At 75.5% G+C, this 16,972-nt stretch carries 16 protein-coding genes; 5 read left to right on the forward strand and 11 right to left on the reverse strand.

From position 1 onward, the window contains the following. Window positions 1-91 precede the first annotated feature (91 nt). The 5 genes from LO771_RS27960 to LO771_RS27980 all read right to left on the reverse strand — a co-directional run bounded on the left by LO771_RS27960 (window position 92) and on the right by LO771_RS27980 (window position 5,050). A complete protein-coding gene (locus LO771_RS27960; RefSeq protein WP_230747616.1) occupies window positions 92-967 on the reverse strand; it encodes a hypothetical protein in 876 nt (291 codons plus the stop codon). A gap of 21 nt (window positions 968-988) precedes the next feature. Continuing rightward, on the reverse strand, window positions 989-1,288 hold the full coding sequence (locus tag LO771_RS27965; protein ID WP_230747617.1) for a DUF4193 domain-containing protein: 300 nt from the start codon (window positions 1,286-1,288) through the stop codon (window positions 989-991). A gap of 476 nt (window positions 1,289-1,764) precedes the next feature. Beyond that, window positions 1,765-2,736, reverse strand: coding sequence for an acyl-ACP desaturase (locus LO771_RS27970; protein ID WP_230747618.1), 972 nt, complete (start codon window positions 2,734-2,736; stop codon window positions 1,765-1,767). A gap of 273 nt (window positions 2,737-3,009) precedes the next feature. Continuing rightward, window positions 3,010-4,380: a cell wall metabolism sensor histidine kinase WalK gene (locus tag LO771_RS27975; protein WP_230747619.1), complete on the reverse strand. Its 1,371-nt coding sequence runs from the start codon at window positions 4,378-4,380 to the stop codon at window positions 3,010-3,012. 16 nt (window positions 4,381-4,396) lie between these two features. After that, window positions 4,397-5,050: a response regulator transcription factor gene (locus LO771_RS27980; protein WP_230747620.1), complete on the reverse strand. Its 654-nt coding sequence runs from the start codon at window positions 5,048-5,050 to the stop codon at window positions 4,397-4,399. A 450-nt stretch (window positions 5,051-5,500) separates the two neighbouring features. Here LO771_RS27980 and LO771_RS27985 point away from each other — a divergent pair, with 450 nt between their 5' ends. Then, window positions 5,501-5,686 carry a hypothetical protein gene (locus LO771_RS27985; protein ID WP_230747622.1) on the forward strand — a complete coding sequence of 62 codons (186 nt, stop codon included), beginning with the start codon at window positions 5,501-5,503 and terminating at the stop codon, window positions 5,684-5,686. 168 nt (window positions 5,687-5,854) lie between these two features. Here LO771_RS27985 and LO771_RS27990 read toward each other — a convergent pair whose 3' ends face one another. Both LO771_RS27990 and LO771_RS27995 read right to left on the reverse strand, forming a co-directional pair. Then, a complete protein-coding gene (locus tag LO771_RS27990) occupies window positions 5,855-6,670 on the reverse strand; it encodes an inositol monophosphatase family protein (RefSeq protein ID WP_230747624.1) in 816 nt (271 codons plus the stop codon). Window positions 6,671-6,834: 164 nt separating this feature from the next. Next, window positions 6,835-8,004 (reverse strand): ferrochelatase, encoded by a 1,170-nt coding sequence (locus LO771_RS27995; RefSeq protein WP_230747626.1) that lies wholly within the window; start codon window positions 8,002-8,004, stop codon window positions 6,835-6,837. A gap of 178 nt (window positions 8,005-8,182) precedes the next feature. On the opposite strand from LO771_RS27995, the gene LO771_RS28000 reads away from it, so the two are divergent. The 3 genes from LO771_RS28000 to sepH all read left to right on the forward strand — a co-directional run bounded on the left by LO771_RS28000 (window position 8,183) and on the right by sepH (window position 12,373). Continuing rightward, window positions 8,183-9,421, forward strand: a complete 1,239-nt coding sequence (locus tag LO771_RS28000) for an MFS transporter (protein ID WP_230747673.1) — start codon at window positions 8,183-8,185, stop codon at window positions 9,419-9,421. Beyond that, a complete protein-coding gene (locus LO771_RS28005) occupies window positions 9,381-10,721 on the forward strand; it encodes a D-arabinono-1,4-lactone oxidase (protein WP_230747628.1) in 1,341 nt (446 codons plus the stop codon). The genes LO771_RS28000 and LO771_RS28005 overlap by 41 nt, the downstream gene beginning before the upstream one ends. A 614-nt stretch (window positions 10,722-11,335) precedes the next feature. Beyond that, window positions 11,336-12,373, forward strand: coding sequence for a septation protein SepH (sepH, locus tag LO771_RS28010; RefSeq protein ID WP_230747630.1), 1,038 nt, complete (start codon window positions 11,336-11,338; stop codon window positions 12,371-12,373). Between the two features lie 146 nt (window positions 12,374-12,519). Here the strand turns inward: sepH and LO771_RS28015 are convergent, their stop codons facing one another. Further along, window positions 12,520-13,371 carry a sulfurtransferase gene (locus LO771_RS28015; RefSeq protein ID WP_230747632.1) on the reverse strand — a complete coding sequence of 284 codons (852 nt, stop codon included), beginning with the start codon at window positions 13,369-13,371 and terminating at the stop codon, window positions 12,520-12,522. A 160-nt stretch (window positions 13,372-13,531) separates the two neighbouring features. Here LO771_RS28015 and LO771_RS28020 point away from each other — a divergent pair, with 160 nt between their 5' ends. Next, window positions 13,532-14,284: a VOC family protein gene (locus LO771_RS28020; RefSeq protein WP_230747634.1), complete on the forward strand. Its 753-nt coding sequence runs from the start codon at window positions 13,532-13,534 to the stop codon at window positions 14,282-14,284. A gap of 79 nt (window positions 14,285-14,363) precedes the next feature. Here LO771_RS28020 and LO771_RS28025 read toward each other — a convergent pair whose 3' ends face one another. The 3 genes from LO771_RS28025 to LO771_RS28035 all read right to left on the reverse strand — a co-directional run bounded on the left by LO771_RS28025 (window position 14,364) and on the right by LO771_RS28035 (window position 16,910). Next, on the reverse strand, window positions 14,364-15,035 hold the full coding sequence (locus tag LO771_RS28025) for a thymidine kinase (RefSeq protein WP_230747636.1): 672 nt from the start codon (window positions 15,033-15,035) through the stop codon (window positions 14,364-14,366). Between the two features lie 65 nt (window positions 15,036-15,100). Next, window positions 15,101-16,300 (reverse strand): alkaline phosphatase family protein, encoded by a 1,200-nt coding sequence (locus LO771_RS28030; protein ID WP_230747637.1) that lies wholly within the window; start codon window positions 16,298-16,300, stop codon window positions 15,101-15,103. Window positions 16,301-16,319: 19 nt separating this feature from the next. Then, the gene (locus tag LO771_RS28035; RefSeq protein ID WP_230747639.1) at window positions 16,320-16,910 is read right to left on the reverse strand and encodes a DUF5998 family protein; all 591 of its coding nucleotides are present in this window, start codon (window positions 16,908-16,910) and stop codon (window positions 16,320-16,322) included. Window positions 16,911-16,972 lie beyond the last annotated feature (62 nt).

Consider the following 16,972-nt stretch of genomic DNA (forward strand, 5'->3'; position numbering starts at 1 on the left):
TGCAGGCCGTCGGACGGCCTGCACAGGGCCCGCGGGCACAGAGACGGGCAGGGGAGGCCCGGCGGCCCGGCTGCGGGGCGGTGTGCGGTCCTCAGCGGTCGCCGGGCAGGGCGCGGTCCCAGTAACCGGGGTCGGCGGGGGTGCGCCTGCGCAGGTCGTGGCGGACCTCGTCGGAGACCCTGCGGGTGTCGCGGCTGTTGATGGTGGCGCCGATGCCGGCGCCGATCAGCAGGGGCGTCAGCGACGGCACCCGGCGCAGGGTGTGCCGGGTGAGGCGGCGGCGCAGCTGCTGCTTGAGCTCCCCGCTGAGCCGGAGCGCGGCCATGCCCACCGGCCGGGTGACGTCGATGCCGCGGCGGTTGGTCCAGGCGTTGACGTAAGCGCCCGCGCGGTCGGTGGCGCCTCCGGGGGCGCGCATGCCGTAGGCCTCGTGGAGCTCGGCGATGAGCTTCACCTCGATCGCGGCCACGGCGAGGGTCTCGGCGGCGATCTCGAGGACCATCGTGGGGGGTGTGGGCAGCATGGCGGCGGCCCCGACGCCCGCACCGACGGCGGCGGAGGCGCGGACGGCGCCTGCGGTGAGGCGGTCGGCGAGCTCCTCGGCGTCGCCGGCCTCGGGGTGCTGGGCGCGCAGGGTGGCCAAGTCGCGGACGGGGATGCGCGGCGCCGCGTCGAGGAGGCGGTCGCTCAGTCCCCTGGCCCCGAGGGCCGCGCCGCGTGCGGCGGTGCGGCCGCCGCGGCCCAGTCCGCGGGCCAGCGCGCCTGCGAGCGAGGCCAGGCGCTGCCGGCCCCGCTCGCGACGGTGGGACGGCTCCGCCGCGGCGGTACCGTCCCAGTGCTCCATCTCCGCGGCGATCGATGCGATCTCTTCCGCCGCTTCTTCGGCCGCCCGGTCGGCGGCCTCACCTGCCTCCGGTCCGGACTTCCGGAACCGGTGGGCGCTGCTGAGTCTCCGGATGCGTGCCATGGCTCTCCGGTTACCCGCCGATCAGGCGGCGCAGTCCCGGCAGATGGGGTTGCCGTTCTTCTCCGATGCCAGCTGGCTGCGGTGGTGCACCAGGAAGCAGCTCATGCAGGTGAACTCGTCGGCCTGGCGCGGCAGCACCCGGACCGACAGCTCCTCGTTGGAGAGGTCGGCGCCGGGCAGTTCGAGGCCCTCCGCCTGCTCGAACTCGTCGACGTCGACAGAGCTCGACGTCTTCTCGTTCCTGCGGGCCTTCAGTTCCTCGATGCTGTCCTCGTTGAGGTCGTCATCGGTCTTGCGTGGGGTGTCGTAGTCCGTTGCCATATCACTCTCCCCCTCCGGGTGTCTGCGGTATCTCCAGCGCACGTAACGCATGGGAGGCCGGACTTGTGCCCGACCCGAGGCGGAGATTTTGCCTTACTTCAAGGCCTGTTACTCAATCGACACCCAATCGCACCCCCGAAGAGGTGACGGCGGCGGGCGCCGGTGGAGGGTCGCGGGGGGATGCGGGAGGGGCGCCCCGCCGGGCCCACTGTGCACTTACCGTGATCGAGGCAGAGGGAAACGTTCCATCGGAAACCGTCGCGAAGGCGGTGAATCCAGGGCTTCCGGCCCAGCACGGCCCACACGGGACCCGGGAGACGGCAGGGCACTCACGGTCACCTTCGGTGACGGTCGCCGACCGCCCCCGGGTGACCCTCCGCGCCCGCCCGGACGCCGGGGGCGACCGGGTGTGACCTTGGTCACCTTGGCTCGGTGTCCGGACAAATCATGGAAAAAAACCCCGGGAGGAGAGGTCCTCACCCCTCGGCACGGGCGGCCCGGCGGGCCAGGAGTGCGGCGCGGCGCTCGTCGAACCGGGCCGCCTGGCCGTCCAGCCCGTCGAGGAAGGCCCCGAGCTCCTCCTGGGCCCGCAGCCCCTCCGGACCGAGGCCGCCGCGCTCCATGACCTTCAGGTGCCGCAGCACCGGCTGCAGCACGTCGTCGTGGTGGATGCGCAGGTTGTAGACGCCGCCGACGGCGATCCGGACGGCGGCACGCTCGAAGCCGGGCATGCCGTGGCCCGGCATGCGGAAGCCGGTCACGACGTCGGCGACGGCCCGCATCGCCTGGTCGGGGGCCAGCTCCAGGGCCGCGAGCAGCAGGTTCCGGTAGAAGACCATGTGGAGGTTCTCGTCGGTGGCGATCCGGGCCAGCAGACGCTCGCAGACGGGGTCGCCGGAGAAGGTCCCCGTGTTGCGGTGCGAGATGCGGGTGGCGAGCTCCTGGAAGGCCACGTACGCCACCGAGTGCAGCATGCTGTGCCGGTTGTCGGACTCGAACCCGGCGGACATGTGGTCCATGCGGGCCCGCTCCAGGGCCACCGGGTCGACGGCCCGGGTGGTGAGGAGGTAGTCGCGGATGGCGATGCCGTGCCGGCCCTCCTCCGCGGTCCAGCGGTGCACCCAGGTGCCCCAGGCGCCGTCGCGGCCGAACATGGTCGCGATCTCGTGGTGGTAGCTGGGGAGGTTGTCCTCGGTGAGCAGGTTGACCACCAGGGAGACGCGGCCCACGTCGGTCAGCCCGGACTGCTCGGGCGCCCACGCCTCACCGCCCAGGACGCCGTCGAAGTCGCGGCCCGCGCTCCACGGCACGTACTCGTGGGGCATCCACTCCTTGGCCACCCTGAGGTGGCGGTCGAGCTCCTGCTCCACCACCTCCTCCAGGGCGTGCAGCAGCCGGACGTCGGTCCAGGCGGTCGAGTCGCTCTGCTGGCTGGGGGCGATGGTCACGGCGGTGGGCTCCTGCGGCGGCTCGGCACACCTACGGATCCGTAGGTTACGCCACCGTAAGTTGAAGCGACCGGAAATGACAAGCGGTGTGCCAGGGGCAGCGGGGCGGCGGTCCCGGCGGGCGGCGGAGCAGGCCGGCCCGCGGGGACGGGCGCACGGGGGGACGGGGCTCGCGGGGGCGTGCTGCAGGCGCACGGGAGCGCCCCCGGAGCGCGGTGGCTCCGAGGGCGCGGGAGGGTGCGGAAGGAGGTGCGGGCGGGCGCCCGGGCGCCGTCAGGCGCCGGGGATGTACACCCGCACGTCCAGGCCGCCTCCGGGGCGCGGAACGGCCTCGATGGAGCCGCCGTGCGCCCGGACGACCGAGCGGACGATGGAGAGGCCGAGGCCCACGCCCTTGTCGCTGCGGGTCCGCTCGGCGCTCTTCACCCGGCGGAACGGCTCGAAGATGTGCTCCATCTCGTACCCGGGGATGACCGGGCCGGTGTTGGACACCACGAGTTCGCCGCCGCCGGGCACCGCCGCCGTGGAGACCTGCACCCAGCCGTCGGGGGTGTTGTAGCGCACGGCGTTCTGCACCAGGTTGAGGGCGATGCGCTCCAGGAGCACGCCGTTGCCGGAGACGGTGGCCGGGGCGAGCGAGGTCCGCAGCGCGACCCGGCGGGACTCCGCCTCCGCCCGGGTCTGCTCCAGCGCCTGGGAGGCCACCTCGGCGAACTCCACCGGCCGCCGGTCGGTGATCTCGTTGTCGCTGCGGGCGAGCAGCAGCAGGCCCTCGACGAGCTGCTCGCTGCGCTCGTTGGTGGCCAGCAGCGTCCTGCCGAGCTGCTGGAGCTCGGGCGACGCCTCCGGGTCGGAGAGCTGGACCTCCAGCAGCGTCCGGTTGATCGCCAGCGGGGTGCGCAGCTCGTGGGAGGCGTTGGCGACGAACTTGCGCTGCGAGTCGAAGGAGCGGTCGAGCCGGTCCAGCATCTCGTCGAAGGTGTCGGCCAGCTCCTTGAGCTCGTCGTCGGGGCCGTCCAGCTCGATCCTGCGGTGCAGGTCGGAGCCGGCGACCTCGCGGGCGGTGCGGGTGATCCTGCCGAGGGGGCTGAGGACCCGGCCGGCGACGGCGTAGCCCAGGGCGAAGGCGGCCACCGCGAGGCCCACCAGGACGGTGATGGACCTGCGCAGCAGGGCGTCCAGCGCGGCGTGCTGGGCCTGGGCCTGCCAGAGCTCGATCTGCTCCTGGAACTGCTGGGGGGTCCAGACCTGGTTGGTGCGCGGGTCGATCACGCGGGTGTTCTCGGGGATGGTCGTCATGGGGAGCTGCGCGCCGACCTGGAGGGCCTGCCGGGCCAGCATGTAGATCACCAGGACCAGCAGCACCCCGGCCATCAGGAACATCCCGCCGTACAGCAGGGTGAGCCGGATCCGGATGGTGGGCCGGAAGGGCAGCCAGCCGAGGCCGGAGCCCGGGGTGTGCCGCCCGGGGCCCGGCGCCGCGGACGCGGCCGTGCGCGGCGGGTGGTCGGGGCGCGGGGGCGCCGCCGGGACGGCGCGGGCGGGGCCCGCGGCGGGGCCGGACGCCGCGGTGGAACCGGAGGCGGTCCCGCCGTCCGCGGCGCGGGCGGGGTCCGAGGGGGCGGCGGGGTGCCGGGTGGACATGGTCGGCGTGCCTCCGTCAGATCCGGTAGCCGGAGCCGGGCACCGTGACGATCACAGCGGGCTCCCCGAGTTTGCGGCGCAGGGTCATCACGGTGACCCGGACCACGTTGGTGAACGGGTCGGTGTTCTCGTCCCAGGCCTTCTCCAGCAGCTGCTCGGCCGAGACGACGGCGCCGTTGGCGCGCAGCAGGACCTCCAGCACGGCGAACTCCTTGGGGGCGAGCTGCACCGGCCGGCCGTCGCGGGTCACCTCGCGGCGGCCCGGGTCGAGGGAGATCCCGGCCCGCTCCAGGACGGGCGGCAGGGCGGTGGTGGTGCGCCGTCCGAGGGCGCGCACCCGGGCCACGAGTTCGCTGAAGGCGAACGGCTTAGGGAGGTAGTCGTCCGCTCCCAGTTCGAGGCCCTGCACCCGGTCGCTGACGTCGCCGGCGGCGGTCAGCATGATCACCCGGGTCGGCAGGCCGGAGTCGACCACGGCGCGGCAGACGTCGTCGCCGTGGACCAGCGGCAGGTCGCGGTCGAGGACGACGACGTCGTAGTCGTTGACCCCGATCCGCTCCAAGGCGGCCTCCCCGTCGTACACCACGTCCACCGCCATCGCCTCGCGGCGCAGGCCGGTGGCGACGGCTTCGGCGAGCAGCTGCTCGTCCTCGACGACGAGTACCCGCAAGGCGGTCTCCCCTTCCCCGGGGGCACCCGGTCGCCCGGGCCCGCCCGGCTGCTCCGGGCCGGGGCGCGGACGGCCCCGACGGTGCTCCCATCCTGCCTCGCCCGGGTGTAAAGCAGTGGTAAGCGGGCAGGCCGTCGGTGCAGCGACCCCGACGGAGGCGGTCGGCCCGGCCGGAGCGGCAGGGTCATCCGGCATTTGCCCGGAGGCCGAGGTTTCCGGCGACGCCGCGATGGGGAGGACGACTGCAACCCGCGATCGCGCCGCCCGGCGGCGGATCGCACCCACCCGCCGTGCGGCCACCGCCGCACCGGGTCGGGAAGCCGATCGTCCGCGGTCGCTGCCCCCCGGGCCGCGACCGCACCGGGAGCCGCTGTCCGGCGGATCCACTCCCCGGTCCCATGCCGTATCCCGAAGCCCGGGGTCGCCCGACATCCCATAGGGGGTCTGCCGATGGACGCCTTCACCGCCGGCATCCTGCAGCGCATACGGAAGACCGAGCAGGACCTGAACCGCGCCCTGGAGTCCGGGGACGAGTTCCTGGCCGAGGTCGAGCAGTCCGAGCTCGACGACCTGCGCCGCCTGGCCGCCGAGCACGGCGTCAGCGTCGCGGAGGAGGCCCTGCCCAGGATCGCCTGAGCAGCGGCCGGCCGCCGCGGCGCGCAAGACCGTACGGGAGCCCCGGACACGTCGGCGTCCGGGGCTCCCGCCGTGTGCCGCCGGGGGTCCCGCGGGCGGACGTCCCGGACGGGCGCCCCGGACGGGCGTCACCGGCGGGTGCCGCGGACGCCGTCCGGGAACGGCGTCTCAGTCGTGCCAGGCGCCGAGCTCCTCCAGGAGCTCCTGCAGGGGTTCCAGCAGTCCGGGCACCGCGGCGACGGCGAGGTCGCCGGACGGCTCCCGGCCCGGGCGGCCGCCCGCCTGCGCGCCCGCCTCGCGGGCGATCAGGACGCCCGCGGCCATGTCCCAGGGACGCAGACCGCGCTCGTAGAAGGCGTCCAGCCGGCCGCAGGCGAGGTCGCAGAGGTCGACGGCGGCCGCGCCCGCGCGGCGGATGTCGCGGACCTGCGGCATCAGGCCGGCCAGGACCCGGGCCTGGTGGGTGCGGACCTCCCGGACGTAGTTGAAACCGGTGCCCACCAGGGCCTGGCCCGGCGCCGGGGCGGGACGGCAGGTGATGCGCCGCCCGTTGAGGTACGCGCCCCCGCCCGCGACGGCGTGGAAGACCTCGTCGCGCGCCGGTACCGCCACCACGCCGACCACGGCCCGGCCCTCCAGCTCGGCCGCGATGCTGACCCCCCAGGACGGCAGTCCGTAGAGGTAGTTGACGGTGCCGTCCAGCGGGTCCACCACCCAGCGCACACCGCTGCTGCCGGGGCTGCTGGCGCCCTCCTCGCCGAGGAGGCCGTCGTCCGGCCGGCGGGCGGTGACCAGCTCGACGACGAGCTTCTCCGAGGCGGTGTCCATCTCGGTGACCACGTCGACGGGGCTGCTCTTGGTGGCCGCGACGCCGAGGTCCTCCGGTCGGCCGTCGCGGAGCAGCGCGCCGGCCTGCCGGGCAGCCTCCAGGGCGGTCTCCAGCAGTTCGGCGGTGAGCCGGGCGTCGGGCTCGGGCTCGGTCATGGCGGTTCCTCCTGGGGTTCGGGGGCCGGGGCGGCCGCGGCCGCCCGGGGGCAGGTCCCGGCCCGGCCCCGGCCCGCCGGACCGGGCCGGGGTCGTCCGGGCGCCCTCCCCGGAGGCCGGGCGCGGGCCTCCGGGGCGTCCGGGCGGGGGTGTCCAGGCGGGGTTCAGGCCTGGGCGGCGGCGGGGCGGGGTCCGCGCGGGTTGGGGCAGCAGTCGACCGGGCACACGTCGTGGCTGGGGCCCAGCGCGCCGAAGGCGCAGCGCGGCGGCCGGGTGCCCCGCTCGGTGGCCGCGCGCTCCAGCACCAGTTCGCGGACGGCGGCGACGAAGCGGGCGTCGCACCCCACGGTGGCGGCGCGGGCCACGGGCAGGCCGAGCTCCGCGGCCTTGGCGCGGGCCTCGGTGTCGAGGTCGTACTTGACCTCCATGTGGTCGGAGACGAAGCCGATCGGCACCATCACCGCCGCCTCGGCGCCCTTCGCGTGCAGGGCCTCCAGGTGGTCGCAGACGTCCGGCTCCAGCCACGGGATGTGGGGGGCGCCGCTGCGGCTCTGGTAGACGAGCTCCCAGTGGCGGCCGATGATCCCGGTGGCCTCGGCGACCGCGCCGGCCACCAGCCGGGCCACGTCGAGGTGCTGGGCGACGTACGCGCCGCCGGGGGTGCCCCGGGCCGGGTCGTCCGGGGCGCCGGAGGTCTCGGCCATGGCGGTGGGCACGGAGTGGGTGGTGAAGACGAGGTGGGCGGTGTCGCGCACCTCGTCGGGCAGCTCCGCGAGGGCGGCCAGGGTGTTCTCCACCATCGGGCCGACGAAGCCCGGGTGGTTGTAGAAGTGGCGCAGCTTGTCGACGCGCAGCTCGGGCGCGCCCTCGGCGCGGAGCTGCTCCAGGGCGTCGGCGAGGTTCTCCCGGTACTGGCGGCAGCCGGAGTAGCCGGCGTAGGCGCTGGTGGCGAGGGTGAGGATGCGGCGGTGGCCGGCCTCGGCCATCTCGCGGAGGGCGTCGACGAGGTAGGGGTCCCAGTTGCGGTTGCCCCAGTACACGGGCAGGTCGAGGCCGTGTGCGGCGAAGTCCTTGCGCAGGGCGGCCAGGAATTCGCGGTTCTGCTCGTTGATGGGGCTGACACCGCCGAAGAGGAAGTAGTGCTGCCCCACCTCGGCCAGCCGCTCCTTGGGGATGCCGCGGCCGCGGGTGACGTTCTCCAGGAACGGCACCACGTCGTCCGGGCCCTCGGGCCCGCCGAAGGAGAGCAGGAGCAGGGCGTCGTACGGCGCGGCGTCGGGAGCGGTCTGCAGGGGCTCGGCGTCTGCGGCGCCGGGAGTGCGCGAGTCGGACATGGCACCGATCCTGCCACTGCGGACGGCTCCCCGGTGGGCAGGACCGGGCCGGGGCGGGCACCGGGTGCGGGCACCGGGCCCCGGGCCGGGGCGGGCGGCGGACCGCGGGAAACCCCTTGCAGGACTACGTAAGCTGTGTGGAGCAATCACATTCCTTACCGGAGCCCCCGTGCCATCCATGCTGTCGACCTACCGCCGGATCTTCGCCGCACCCGGCAGCCTGGCCTTCTCCACCACGGGCCTGGTCTCCCGGCTGCCCATCTCGATGAGCGGCGTCGGCATCGTCACCATGCTCGCCCAGCTGCGCGGCGCCTACGGCCTGGCGGGCGCGGTCTCGGCGACGCTGGCGCTGGCGGCCGCCGCGCTCGGCCCGCAGGTGTCGCGGCTGGTGGACCGCCACGGGCAGCGGCGGGTGGCGCTGCCCGCGGTCGCGCTGGCCGCGGCGTCGGCCGTGGGGCTGCTGCTCTGCGCCCGGCTGGGGGCGCCCGACTGGACGCTCTTCGCCTGCGCCGCCGGCATGGGGGCGATGCCGAGCATGGGCTCCCTGGTGCGGGCGCGCTGGGCGCACCTGTACCGCAGCCGGCCGGCGCTGCTGCACACCGCCTACTCCTTCGAGTCGGTGATGGACGAGGTGTGCTTCATCGTGGGGCCGATCCTCGCCATCGGGCTGTCCACCTCGGTCTTCCCCGAGGCGGGCGTGCTGCTGGCGGTGGTGTTCCTGACGGTGGGGACGGCCCTGTTCACCGCCCAGCGGCGGACCGAGCCGCCGGTGCACGCGGCGGAGCACCGCGGGGGCGGCTCCGCGCTGCGGTCGCGGGGGCTGCAGGTCCTGGTGCTGACCTTCGTCGCCACCGGCGCGATCTTCGGCTCGGTGGAGGTGGTCACCGTGGCCTTCGCCCAGGAGCGGGGCAGCACGGCCGCCTCCAGCGTGGTGCTGGCGGTGTACGCCTCCGGCTCGTGCGTCGCGGGCATCGTCTTCGGGGCGCTGCGGCCGACGGGGCCGATGGCCCGGCGCTTCCTGCTGGGCGTGTCGGTGATGGCGGTGAGTATGCTCCCGCTCCTACTGGTGGGAAACCTCGTGGCGCTGGCGGCGGCGCTGTTCGTCGCCGGGCTGTCGATCTCCCCGACCATGGTCACCACGATGGGGATGGTGGAGCGGCTGGTGCCGGCCTCCAGGCTCAACGAGGGGATGACCTGGACGATCACCGGGCTCGCCGTCGGCGTGGCGGCGGGCTCCTCGGTCGGGGGGTGGACGGTGGACCGGGCAGGGGCCTCGGCCGGCTACTGGGTGCCGGTCGTGGCGGGCTCGCTCGCGGCGCTCACGGCGTTCCTCGGGTCGCGCCGGCTGCGGTCGGCGCCGGAGCAGGAGGCAGAGCGTGTCGAAGACGGCGACCGGAAGCCGCAGCACCACCCCTGAGCCGTACCGCTGGAGCAACTGGGCGGGCAACCGCAGCGCGCGCCCCGCGCGGGTGGCGGCGCCGTCCTCCGCCGCCGAACTGGCCGAGGAGGTGCGGCGGGCCGCCGAGGACGGCCTCGCGGTCAAGGCGGTGGGGTCCGGCCACTCCTTCTCCTCCATCGCCTCCTCCGACGGCGGGCTGCTGGTGCTCCCGGACCGGCTGACCGCGCTGCGCTCCGTCGACCGCGCGGCGGGCACGGTGACGGTGGAGTCGGGCATGACGCTGGAGCGGCTCAACGTGCTGCTGGAGGCGGCGGGCCTGTCCCTGACCAACATGGGCGACGTCATGGCGCAGACCGTCGCCGGGGCGATCGGCACCGGCACGCACGGCACCGGCCGCGACTCCGGTTCGCTGGCGGCGCAGGTCCGCGCCCTCGAGATCGTGCTGGCGGACGGGACCGTGGCGGCCTGCTCCCCCGCCGAGGACCCCGAGCTGTTCGAGGGCGCCCGGCTGGGGCTCGGCGCGCTGGGCGTGGTCACCGCCGTCACCCTCGCGGTGGAGCCGCTCTTCCTGCTGGCCGCCCACGAGAGGCCGATGCGCTTCGACGAGGTCCTGGAGGGCTTCGACGACCTGGCGGCGGTCAACGAGCACTTCGAGTTCTACTGGTTCCCGCACACCGACCGGTGCACCACCAAGCGGAACAACCGCAGCCAGGGGCCGCCCGCGCCGCTGCCGCGGCTGCGGGGGTGGCTGGACGACGAGTTCCTGTCCAACACGGTGTGGGAGGGCGCCTGCCGGGTGGGGCGGCGGTTCCCCGCGGCCGTCCCGGCCATCGCGCAGGTGGCGGGCCGGGCGTGGTCCGAGCGGCGCTACACGGACGTCGCGTACCGGGTCTTCACCAGCCCGCGCCGGGTGCGCTTCACGGAGATGGAGTACGCGGTGCCCCGGGCGGCGGCCGTGGAGGTGCTGCGGGAGCTGCGGGCCCTGGTGGAGCGCTCCGACTGGCGGATCGGCTTCCCCGTGGAGGTGCGGACCGCGCCGGGGGACGACGTCTGGCTCTCCACCGCGTACGGCCGCGACACCTGCTACGTGGCGGTGCACCTGTACCGGGGGACGGCCGAGCAGGGCTACTTCGCCGGGGTGGAGCGGATCATGACGGCGCACGGCGGACGCCCGCACTGGGGGAAGCTGCACACCCGCGACGCGGAGTACCTCTCCTCGGTGCACCCGCGGCTGGCGGACTTCCGCGCGCTGCGGGACCGGGTGGACCCCGGGCGCCGCTTCGGCAACGCCCACCTGCGGCGGGTGCTCGGCGACTGACGGGGCGGGGCCTCGTGCCGGGGCACGGGGCCCGAAGGCCCGGGGGCTCAGTGGCCCGGGAGTTCGGGGGCCCGGGAGTCCGGGGGGCGGAACGGCCGGGACGGGACGGCCGCGACGGCCGGCGCGGGACCCGCTGACCGGTTCGGTGCGCTCCCTGTGTGCAACCGGGGGCGGTGTTGGCAGAAACGGGCCCCCGGTTGGCCGAAAGATGTGAAGATGATCACCGTCCACCCGTCGGCGGTCGGCCATCGGAGTGGCGGCCCTTGAGATTCCGCGGATTCGCGGGAGACTTGAGCGGCGAGCCGGACGGCCGGTGCACCACGGATGGAGTACTGTTCGGGGAGCCTGGCCCGCAGGCTGCCGCCCGACCGACCGTCACCCGGACGGGCCGGACGGGTGACGGGGAGGTGGAGGGCGGCACTCGTCCCGGGGCCGCCCGCTCGCGGTGCAGCCCGCCGGGAGCGACTGGAGCGGCACCGGCCGACGGCGCCGCAAAGAGGTAACCGTGCCACAGCGGCGCGTCGGGGCAGAACCCCGACACGCCGGGTAACTCTGCAATGTTGTGGCCAGCCGCCCGTCGGCAGGTCACACTCGTTACGGGAGCAGCGACGCAGGTGACGTCGGCAGGCACCACCCGGGAGGTAACCGTGCCCGAACTGCGTGTCGTGGCCGTCAGCAATGACGGCACACGGCTGGTGCTCAAGGCTGCCGACAGCACGGAGTACACCCTCCCCATCGACGAGCGGCTGCGCGCCGCCATCCGCGGCGACCGCCCCCGGCTGGGCCAGATCGAGATCGAGGTGGAGAGCCACCTCCGCCCCCGCGACATCCAGGCGCGCATACGAGCGGGCGCCTCCGCGGAGGAGGTCGCGCAGCTCGCCGGGATCTCGGTGGACCGGGTCCGCCGCTTCGAGGGTCCCGTGCTGGCCGAGCGCGCCTTCATGGCGGAGCGGGCGCGCAAGACGCCGATCCGGCGGCACGGCGAGTCCACCGGACCGCAGCTGGGCGACGCGGTGATGGAGCGTCTGGTCCTGCGCGGCGCCGAGAAGGACAGCGAGCGCTGGGACTCCTGGCGGCGGGACGACGGCACGTGGGACGTGGTGCTGCGGTACCGCGTCGACGGCGAGCCGCGCAGCGCCTCCTGGACGTACGACCCGCCGCGCCGGCTCGTGCAGGCCAACGACGACGAGGCGCGCGCCCTGGTCGGCGAGTCGCCCGAGCGCGGCGAGGACCCGGTCTTCCCGTTCGTGCCGAGGATCGCCCGGCTGCCGCAGGAGCGCACCGCGCGCCCGGCGCTGGAGCGGCCGTCCCCGGACCGGATCATGGAGCGGCCCGCCGCCGAGGCGCGCGACTCCCTCACCAGCCTGCTGGACGTGGTCCCCAACTTCCGGGGCGACCTGGTGGTGGACCCGGCCGAGGAGCCGGCCGCGCAGGAGGAGGCGGACGAGTCCGCCGCGGCGGCCCCGGCGGCCAGCGCCGGCGCGGCCTACGCGGACATCCTGATGCCGCGTGCGGTCGCGCCGCACCGCGACCGCCTGGTCGGCACCACCGACCGGCAGGCGGAGGCGGACGGCGTGCGGCCCGGGCGGCGTGCGACGGTCCCCAGTTGGGACGAGATCGTCTTCGGCAGCCGCCGCAAGAAGCAGGACTGATCCGCCCCTGACGGACGCCCCCTGCGGGCGGCCGCACGGAGCGGGGGGCGCGGGGCCCCGGGGCGGGGCCCGGGGCCCCCCCCCCGTTGACCCCCCGGGGGGGTGGGGGCCGGGACCCCGGGGCGGGGGCGGGCGGGGCCGCGGCCTCAGCCCGCCTGCGGACCGGTGGCCGCGGGACGGGCCGGGTCGGCCGACCACTCGCTCCACGAGCCGGGGTACAGCGCGGCGCGCAGACCGGCCGCCTCCATGGCCAGCACCTGGTGGGCGGCGGTGACCCCGGACCCGCAGTAGACACCGGTCTCGGCGGTGTCCGCGCCCAGGGCGCGGAAGCGGTCGGCGAGCGCGGCCGCGGGCAGGAAGCGGCCGTCCGGACCGAGGTTGGCGGTGGTGGGCGCGCTGACCGCGCCGGGGATGTGCCCGGCGCGGGGGTCGACCGGCTCGGTCTCGCCGCGGTACCGCTCCCCCGCGCGGGCGTCCAGCAGTAGGCCGGTGCGGGCGAGCCGGGCGGCGCCGTCGGCGTCGAGGACGGGCATGCCGCCGGGTGCGGGGGTGAAGTCGCCGTCGCCCGGCGGGGGTTCCTCCGTGGTCAGCGGCAGTCCGGCGGCGGTCCAGGCGGCCAGGCCGCCGTCGAGGACGCGGACCCGGGTGTGCCCGGCCCAGCGCAGCAGCCACCAGGCGCGGGCGGCCGAGGTCGCCGGTCCCGCGTCGTACACGACCGCGTCGCGGTCGGCGGAGAGCCCGACGCGGCGCAGGGCGGCGGCCAGCACGCCGGGGTCCGGCAGCGGGTGGCGGCCGGCCGGACCGGGCGGGGCCGCGAGGTCCCGGTCGAGGTCGAGGTAGTGGGCGCCGGGGAGGTGGCCCGCGCGGTACTCCTGCTCCCCCGGCGGGCCGCCGAGCTGCCAGCGGACGTCGAGCAGGACGGGCGGACGCGCGTCCCGGAGGGCCTCGGCGAGTTCGGCGGCCGCGACCAGCGGGTAGGGGGTGGGGTGGCTGTCCATGGCGTCATTGTGCTCCGGTGTCCGGGCACGGCGCGGACGGCGCTTCTTTTCGCGCTCTTTGCCCGGGTGTCCCGCGCGGCCCGGGGCCCGTGGGGGCGGTGGGTGGCACCATCCGTCCTGGGGCCGAATCACGCCGGTACGCCGTGGAGGAGAGCCGCCCATGACCACAGTCGGAACGCGCTGCGTGCAGGGGGCGCCCTGCTGGGTGAGCCTGATGGCGCGTGACGTGGGGTGCGCCCAGGAGTTCTACGGGTCGCTGCTGGGCTGGGAGTTCACGGCCGGACCGGCCCGGCTGGGCCCGTACGTGCGCGCGACGCTGCGCGGGGTGCCGGTGGCCGGCATCGGGGTGGTCCCCGAGGGGCCCGGCTTCCCGGTGGAGTGGACCCCGTACTTCGCGGCGGACAGCACGGACCGGACCGCGCAGCGGATCCGCGCGTGCGGCGGCACGGTCGCGGTGGGCCCGGTCCAGGCGGACGACGCGGGCCGCCTGGTGATCGCCTCCGACGTGACCGGCGCGGTCTTCGGCGTCTGGGAGGGCGGTCGGCACCTGGGCTGGCAGGCGGTGGGCGAGCCGGGCGCCCCGGCGTGGACGGAGCTGGTGACACCGGACCGCGGGATGGCGGAGGCCTTCTACGGCTCGGTGTTCGGGTCGTCCGTGGCGCGGTCCGGGGACGGCTCCGTCCTCCGGGTGGCCGGGCGCGACGTGGCGGGGATCCGGGGCGCGGGCGAGCTGCGCGGCGGTCCGCCGCGGTGGCGCACGTACTTCGCGGTGGCGGACGCGGACGCCGCGGCGGCGCGGGCCGTGGAGCTGGGCGGGCGGATGCTGGTGGGGCCGCAGGAGTCGCCGTACGGGCGGGTGGTGCGGCTGGCCGACCCGGAGGGCGGGCACTTCTCGCTGGTGCAGTCCGCCTGACGGGCCGCCGCGCTCCTTCCGGAGTGTCGGACCCCGGTGCCGCGGAACCGGGTGCGGCGGACCCGGGTGTGGCGGACGGTCAGGAGAGGGCGCCGTCGCGGTCGTCGGAGCCGAAGGGCAGGACGTCCGGGGAGATGGCGGCGGCCCGGGCGGTGGCGGCGGTCATCCGGCGCCGGTGGTGGCGGCGGCAGAGCACCTCGTACCCGATCTCGTCACTGCTGACCGCGACGTCGCCGACGACCACCTGGGCGCCCTCGACGACCATGACGCCGCCGACGGTGCGGGCGTTGTGGGTGGCGCGGGCGCCGCACCAGCACAGCGCCTCGACCTGGAGCACCTCGACCCGGTCGGCGAGCTCGACGAGGCGCTGGGAGCCGGGGAAGAGCCGGGTGCGGAAGTCGGTGGTGATGCCGAAGGTGTAGACGTCCACGCCGAGCTCGTCGACGACGCGGGCGAGCTGGTCGACCTGGTCCGCGGAGAAGAACTGGGCCTCGTCGCAGATGAGGTAGTCGGCGCGGCCGCCCGCGGAGAGCAACTGGACGACGTGGGCGTGGAAGTCGAGGTCGTCGGTGACCTCGACGGCACCGGTGGCCAGGCCGAGGCGGCTGGAGAGGGTGGCGGCGCCGGCCCGGTCGTTGCGGGTGAAGATGATCCCCTGGCGGCCGCGGGCCGCGTGGTTGTGGTCCATCTGCAGGGCAAGGGTCGACTTGCCGCAGTCCATCGTCCCCGAGAAGAACACCAGCTCGGCCATCAGGGGTGGGGAAACCTTTCTTCCGGGGCGCGGCGGCAGGGTGCCGCCGGGCGGGGAGGACCGCCTCAGCGGCGGACCTCCAGGAGGGGGACGTACTGCTCGACCGGGGTCATGGAGCCGTGCAGCCCGACCATGGCGGACTCGTTGGGCTCGCTGCGGGAGGCGGTCACCGCGACGTCGTCGCAGGCGGCGGCGACCACGTCGCCGATCCGCCGGTACACCCGCTCCTCGACGACCGGGCCGAACCAGCCCGCCTCGATCGCCTGGTCCCGGGTGGCGACCCACATGCGGTCGCCGAGGACCTCGCTCCACACCGCGTGGACGTCGGCGGCGGCGCCCGGCACGGCGTAGACGTGGCGGGCGCGGGCCTCGCCGCCGAGCAGGGCGACGCCGGCGCCGAGCTCCCAGTCCTCGTCGAAGTCGATCCGGTCCTCCGGGGCGACGTCGATCATGCCGTGGTCGGCGGTGACGTACAGCGCGGAGCGGGGCGGCAGCTGCTCGGCCAGGCGCTGGGCGAGCCGGTCGACGGTGTCCAGCATCATGCGCCACTCGTCGGAGTCGACGCCGTGCCGGTGGCCCATGGAGTCGAGGTCGCTGACGTACGTGTAGACCAGGGCGCGGTCGGCGGCGCCCAGGCACTCGGCGGCGAGGTCCATCCGCTCCTCGCCGGTGAACCGGCCGAGGAAGGTGCCGCCGGAGAGCGCCACCCGGGTCAGGGGCGTCTGCGCGAAGAGCGGCGAGGAGACCTGGCAGGTCTCCACCCCGGCCTCGTGGGCCCGCTGGAAGACGGTCGGGTGCGGCTGCCAGGCGGCCGGGTCGACCGGGGGCTGCCAGCGCAGCTGGTTCATCAGCCGGTCCTCGCCGGGGATGGCGACCGTGTAGCCGGCCAGGCCGTGGGCGCCCGGCGGCAGCCCGGTGCCGACCGAGGCGAGGCTGGTGGCGGTGGTCGCAGGGAAGCCCGCGGTGAGCGGCCGGCCGGTGCCGTTCAGCGAGGTGCCGAGGAGCGAGGTGAGGAACGGCGCGTACTCGGGGTGGGCGCGCAGCACCTCCCAGCCCAGGCCGTCCACCAGGAAGACGCACACCCGGTCGGCGGGCGCCAGCTCCAGGCCGGGGGCGGCGGAGGCGTACGGCGGCACGCCGAGGCCGGCCGCCACGGCGGGCAGCAGGTCGGCGAGGGAGGCGGTGCCGTAGGCGGGCGCGGGGGCGGCGGCCGGGTCCAGGACGTCGTACGGCTCGGGCGGCGGGGGCAGCAGGGGGCTGGTCACGGTGCGGTGCGGTCCGGCCTCAGGCGCTCTGGGCGATGGTGGCGTCGGACAGGGCGCGGGCGAAGAGCAGCGCCTGCGCGACCGTCTCCGGGCCGTCGCCGGCCTCGCTGACCCGCAGCGACAGGTCGTCGGCGGTGGAGGAGCCGGTGTAGCCGTGGTCGGCCTCGCAGTCCGGGTCGGAGCAGCCGGCGGGCTCCAGGTCGATGCGCTGGACGGCGCCCCAGCCGATGGTGAGCACGACCTCGCGGGGCAGCGTGCCGGGGGTGTACGTCTCCGGGTTGGCAACGACGCGGCTGAGCACCACCGAGGAGATCCGGTCCAGGCGCACGCTCTCGGTGGAGGTGGTCGCGTAGGGCACCGGGGAGGTGTCGTCGGCGGCCTGCTCGTCGGTGTGGCTGACGATGAACCGGGTGGCGGTGAGCACCAGCACGGTCACGTGGCGCCGGACCTCGTTGGCGTCGAAGGTGGTCTCCTGGTGGACCAGGTACGAGCTCATCGGCTCGGTGCCCACCGCCGACTCCACGGCCTCGGAGACGAGCGCGGGGTAGTAGCCGCTGCGCTCGATCGCGGCGCGCAGGCCCTGCGTGGTGGTCGTGCCGGTCTTCGCCATGTCTCCATCCTGGCATGCCCGGGGGCGCATCCGGGCCGCGCGGGCGTGGCGCGGCCCGGAGG

The organism is Streptacidiphilus sp. ASG 303, from assembly GCF_020991365.1.
GTDB lineage: Bacteria > Actinomycetota > Actinomycetes > Streptomycetales > Streptomycetaceae > Peterkaempfera.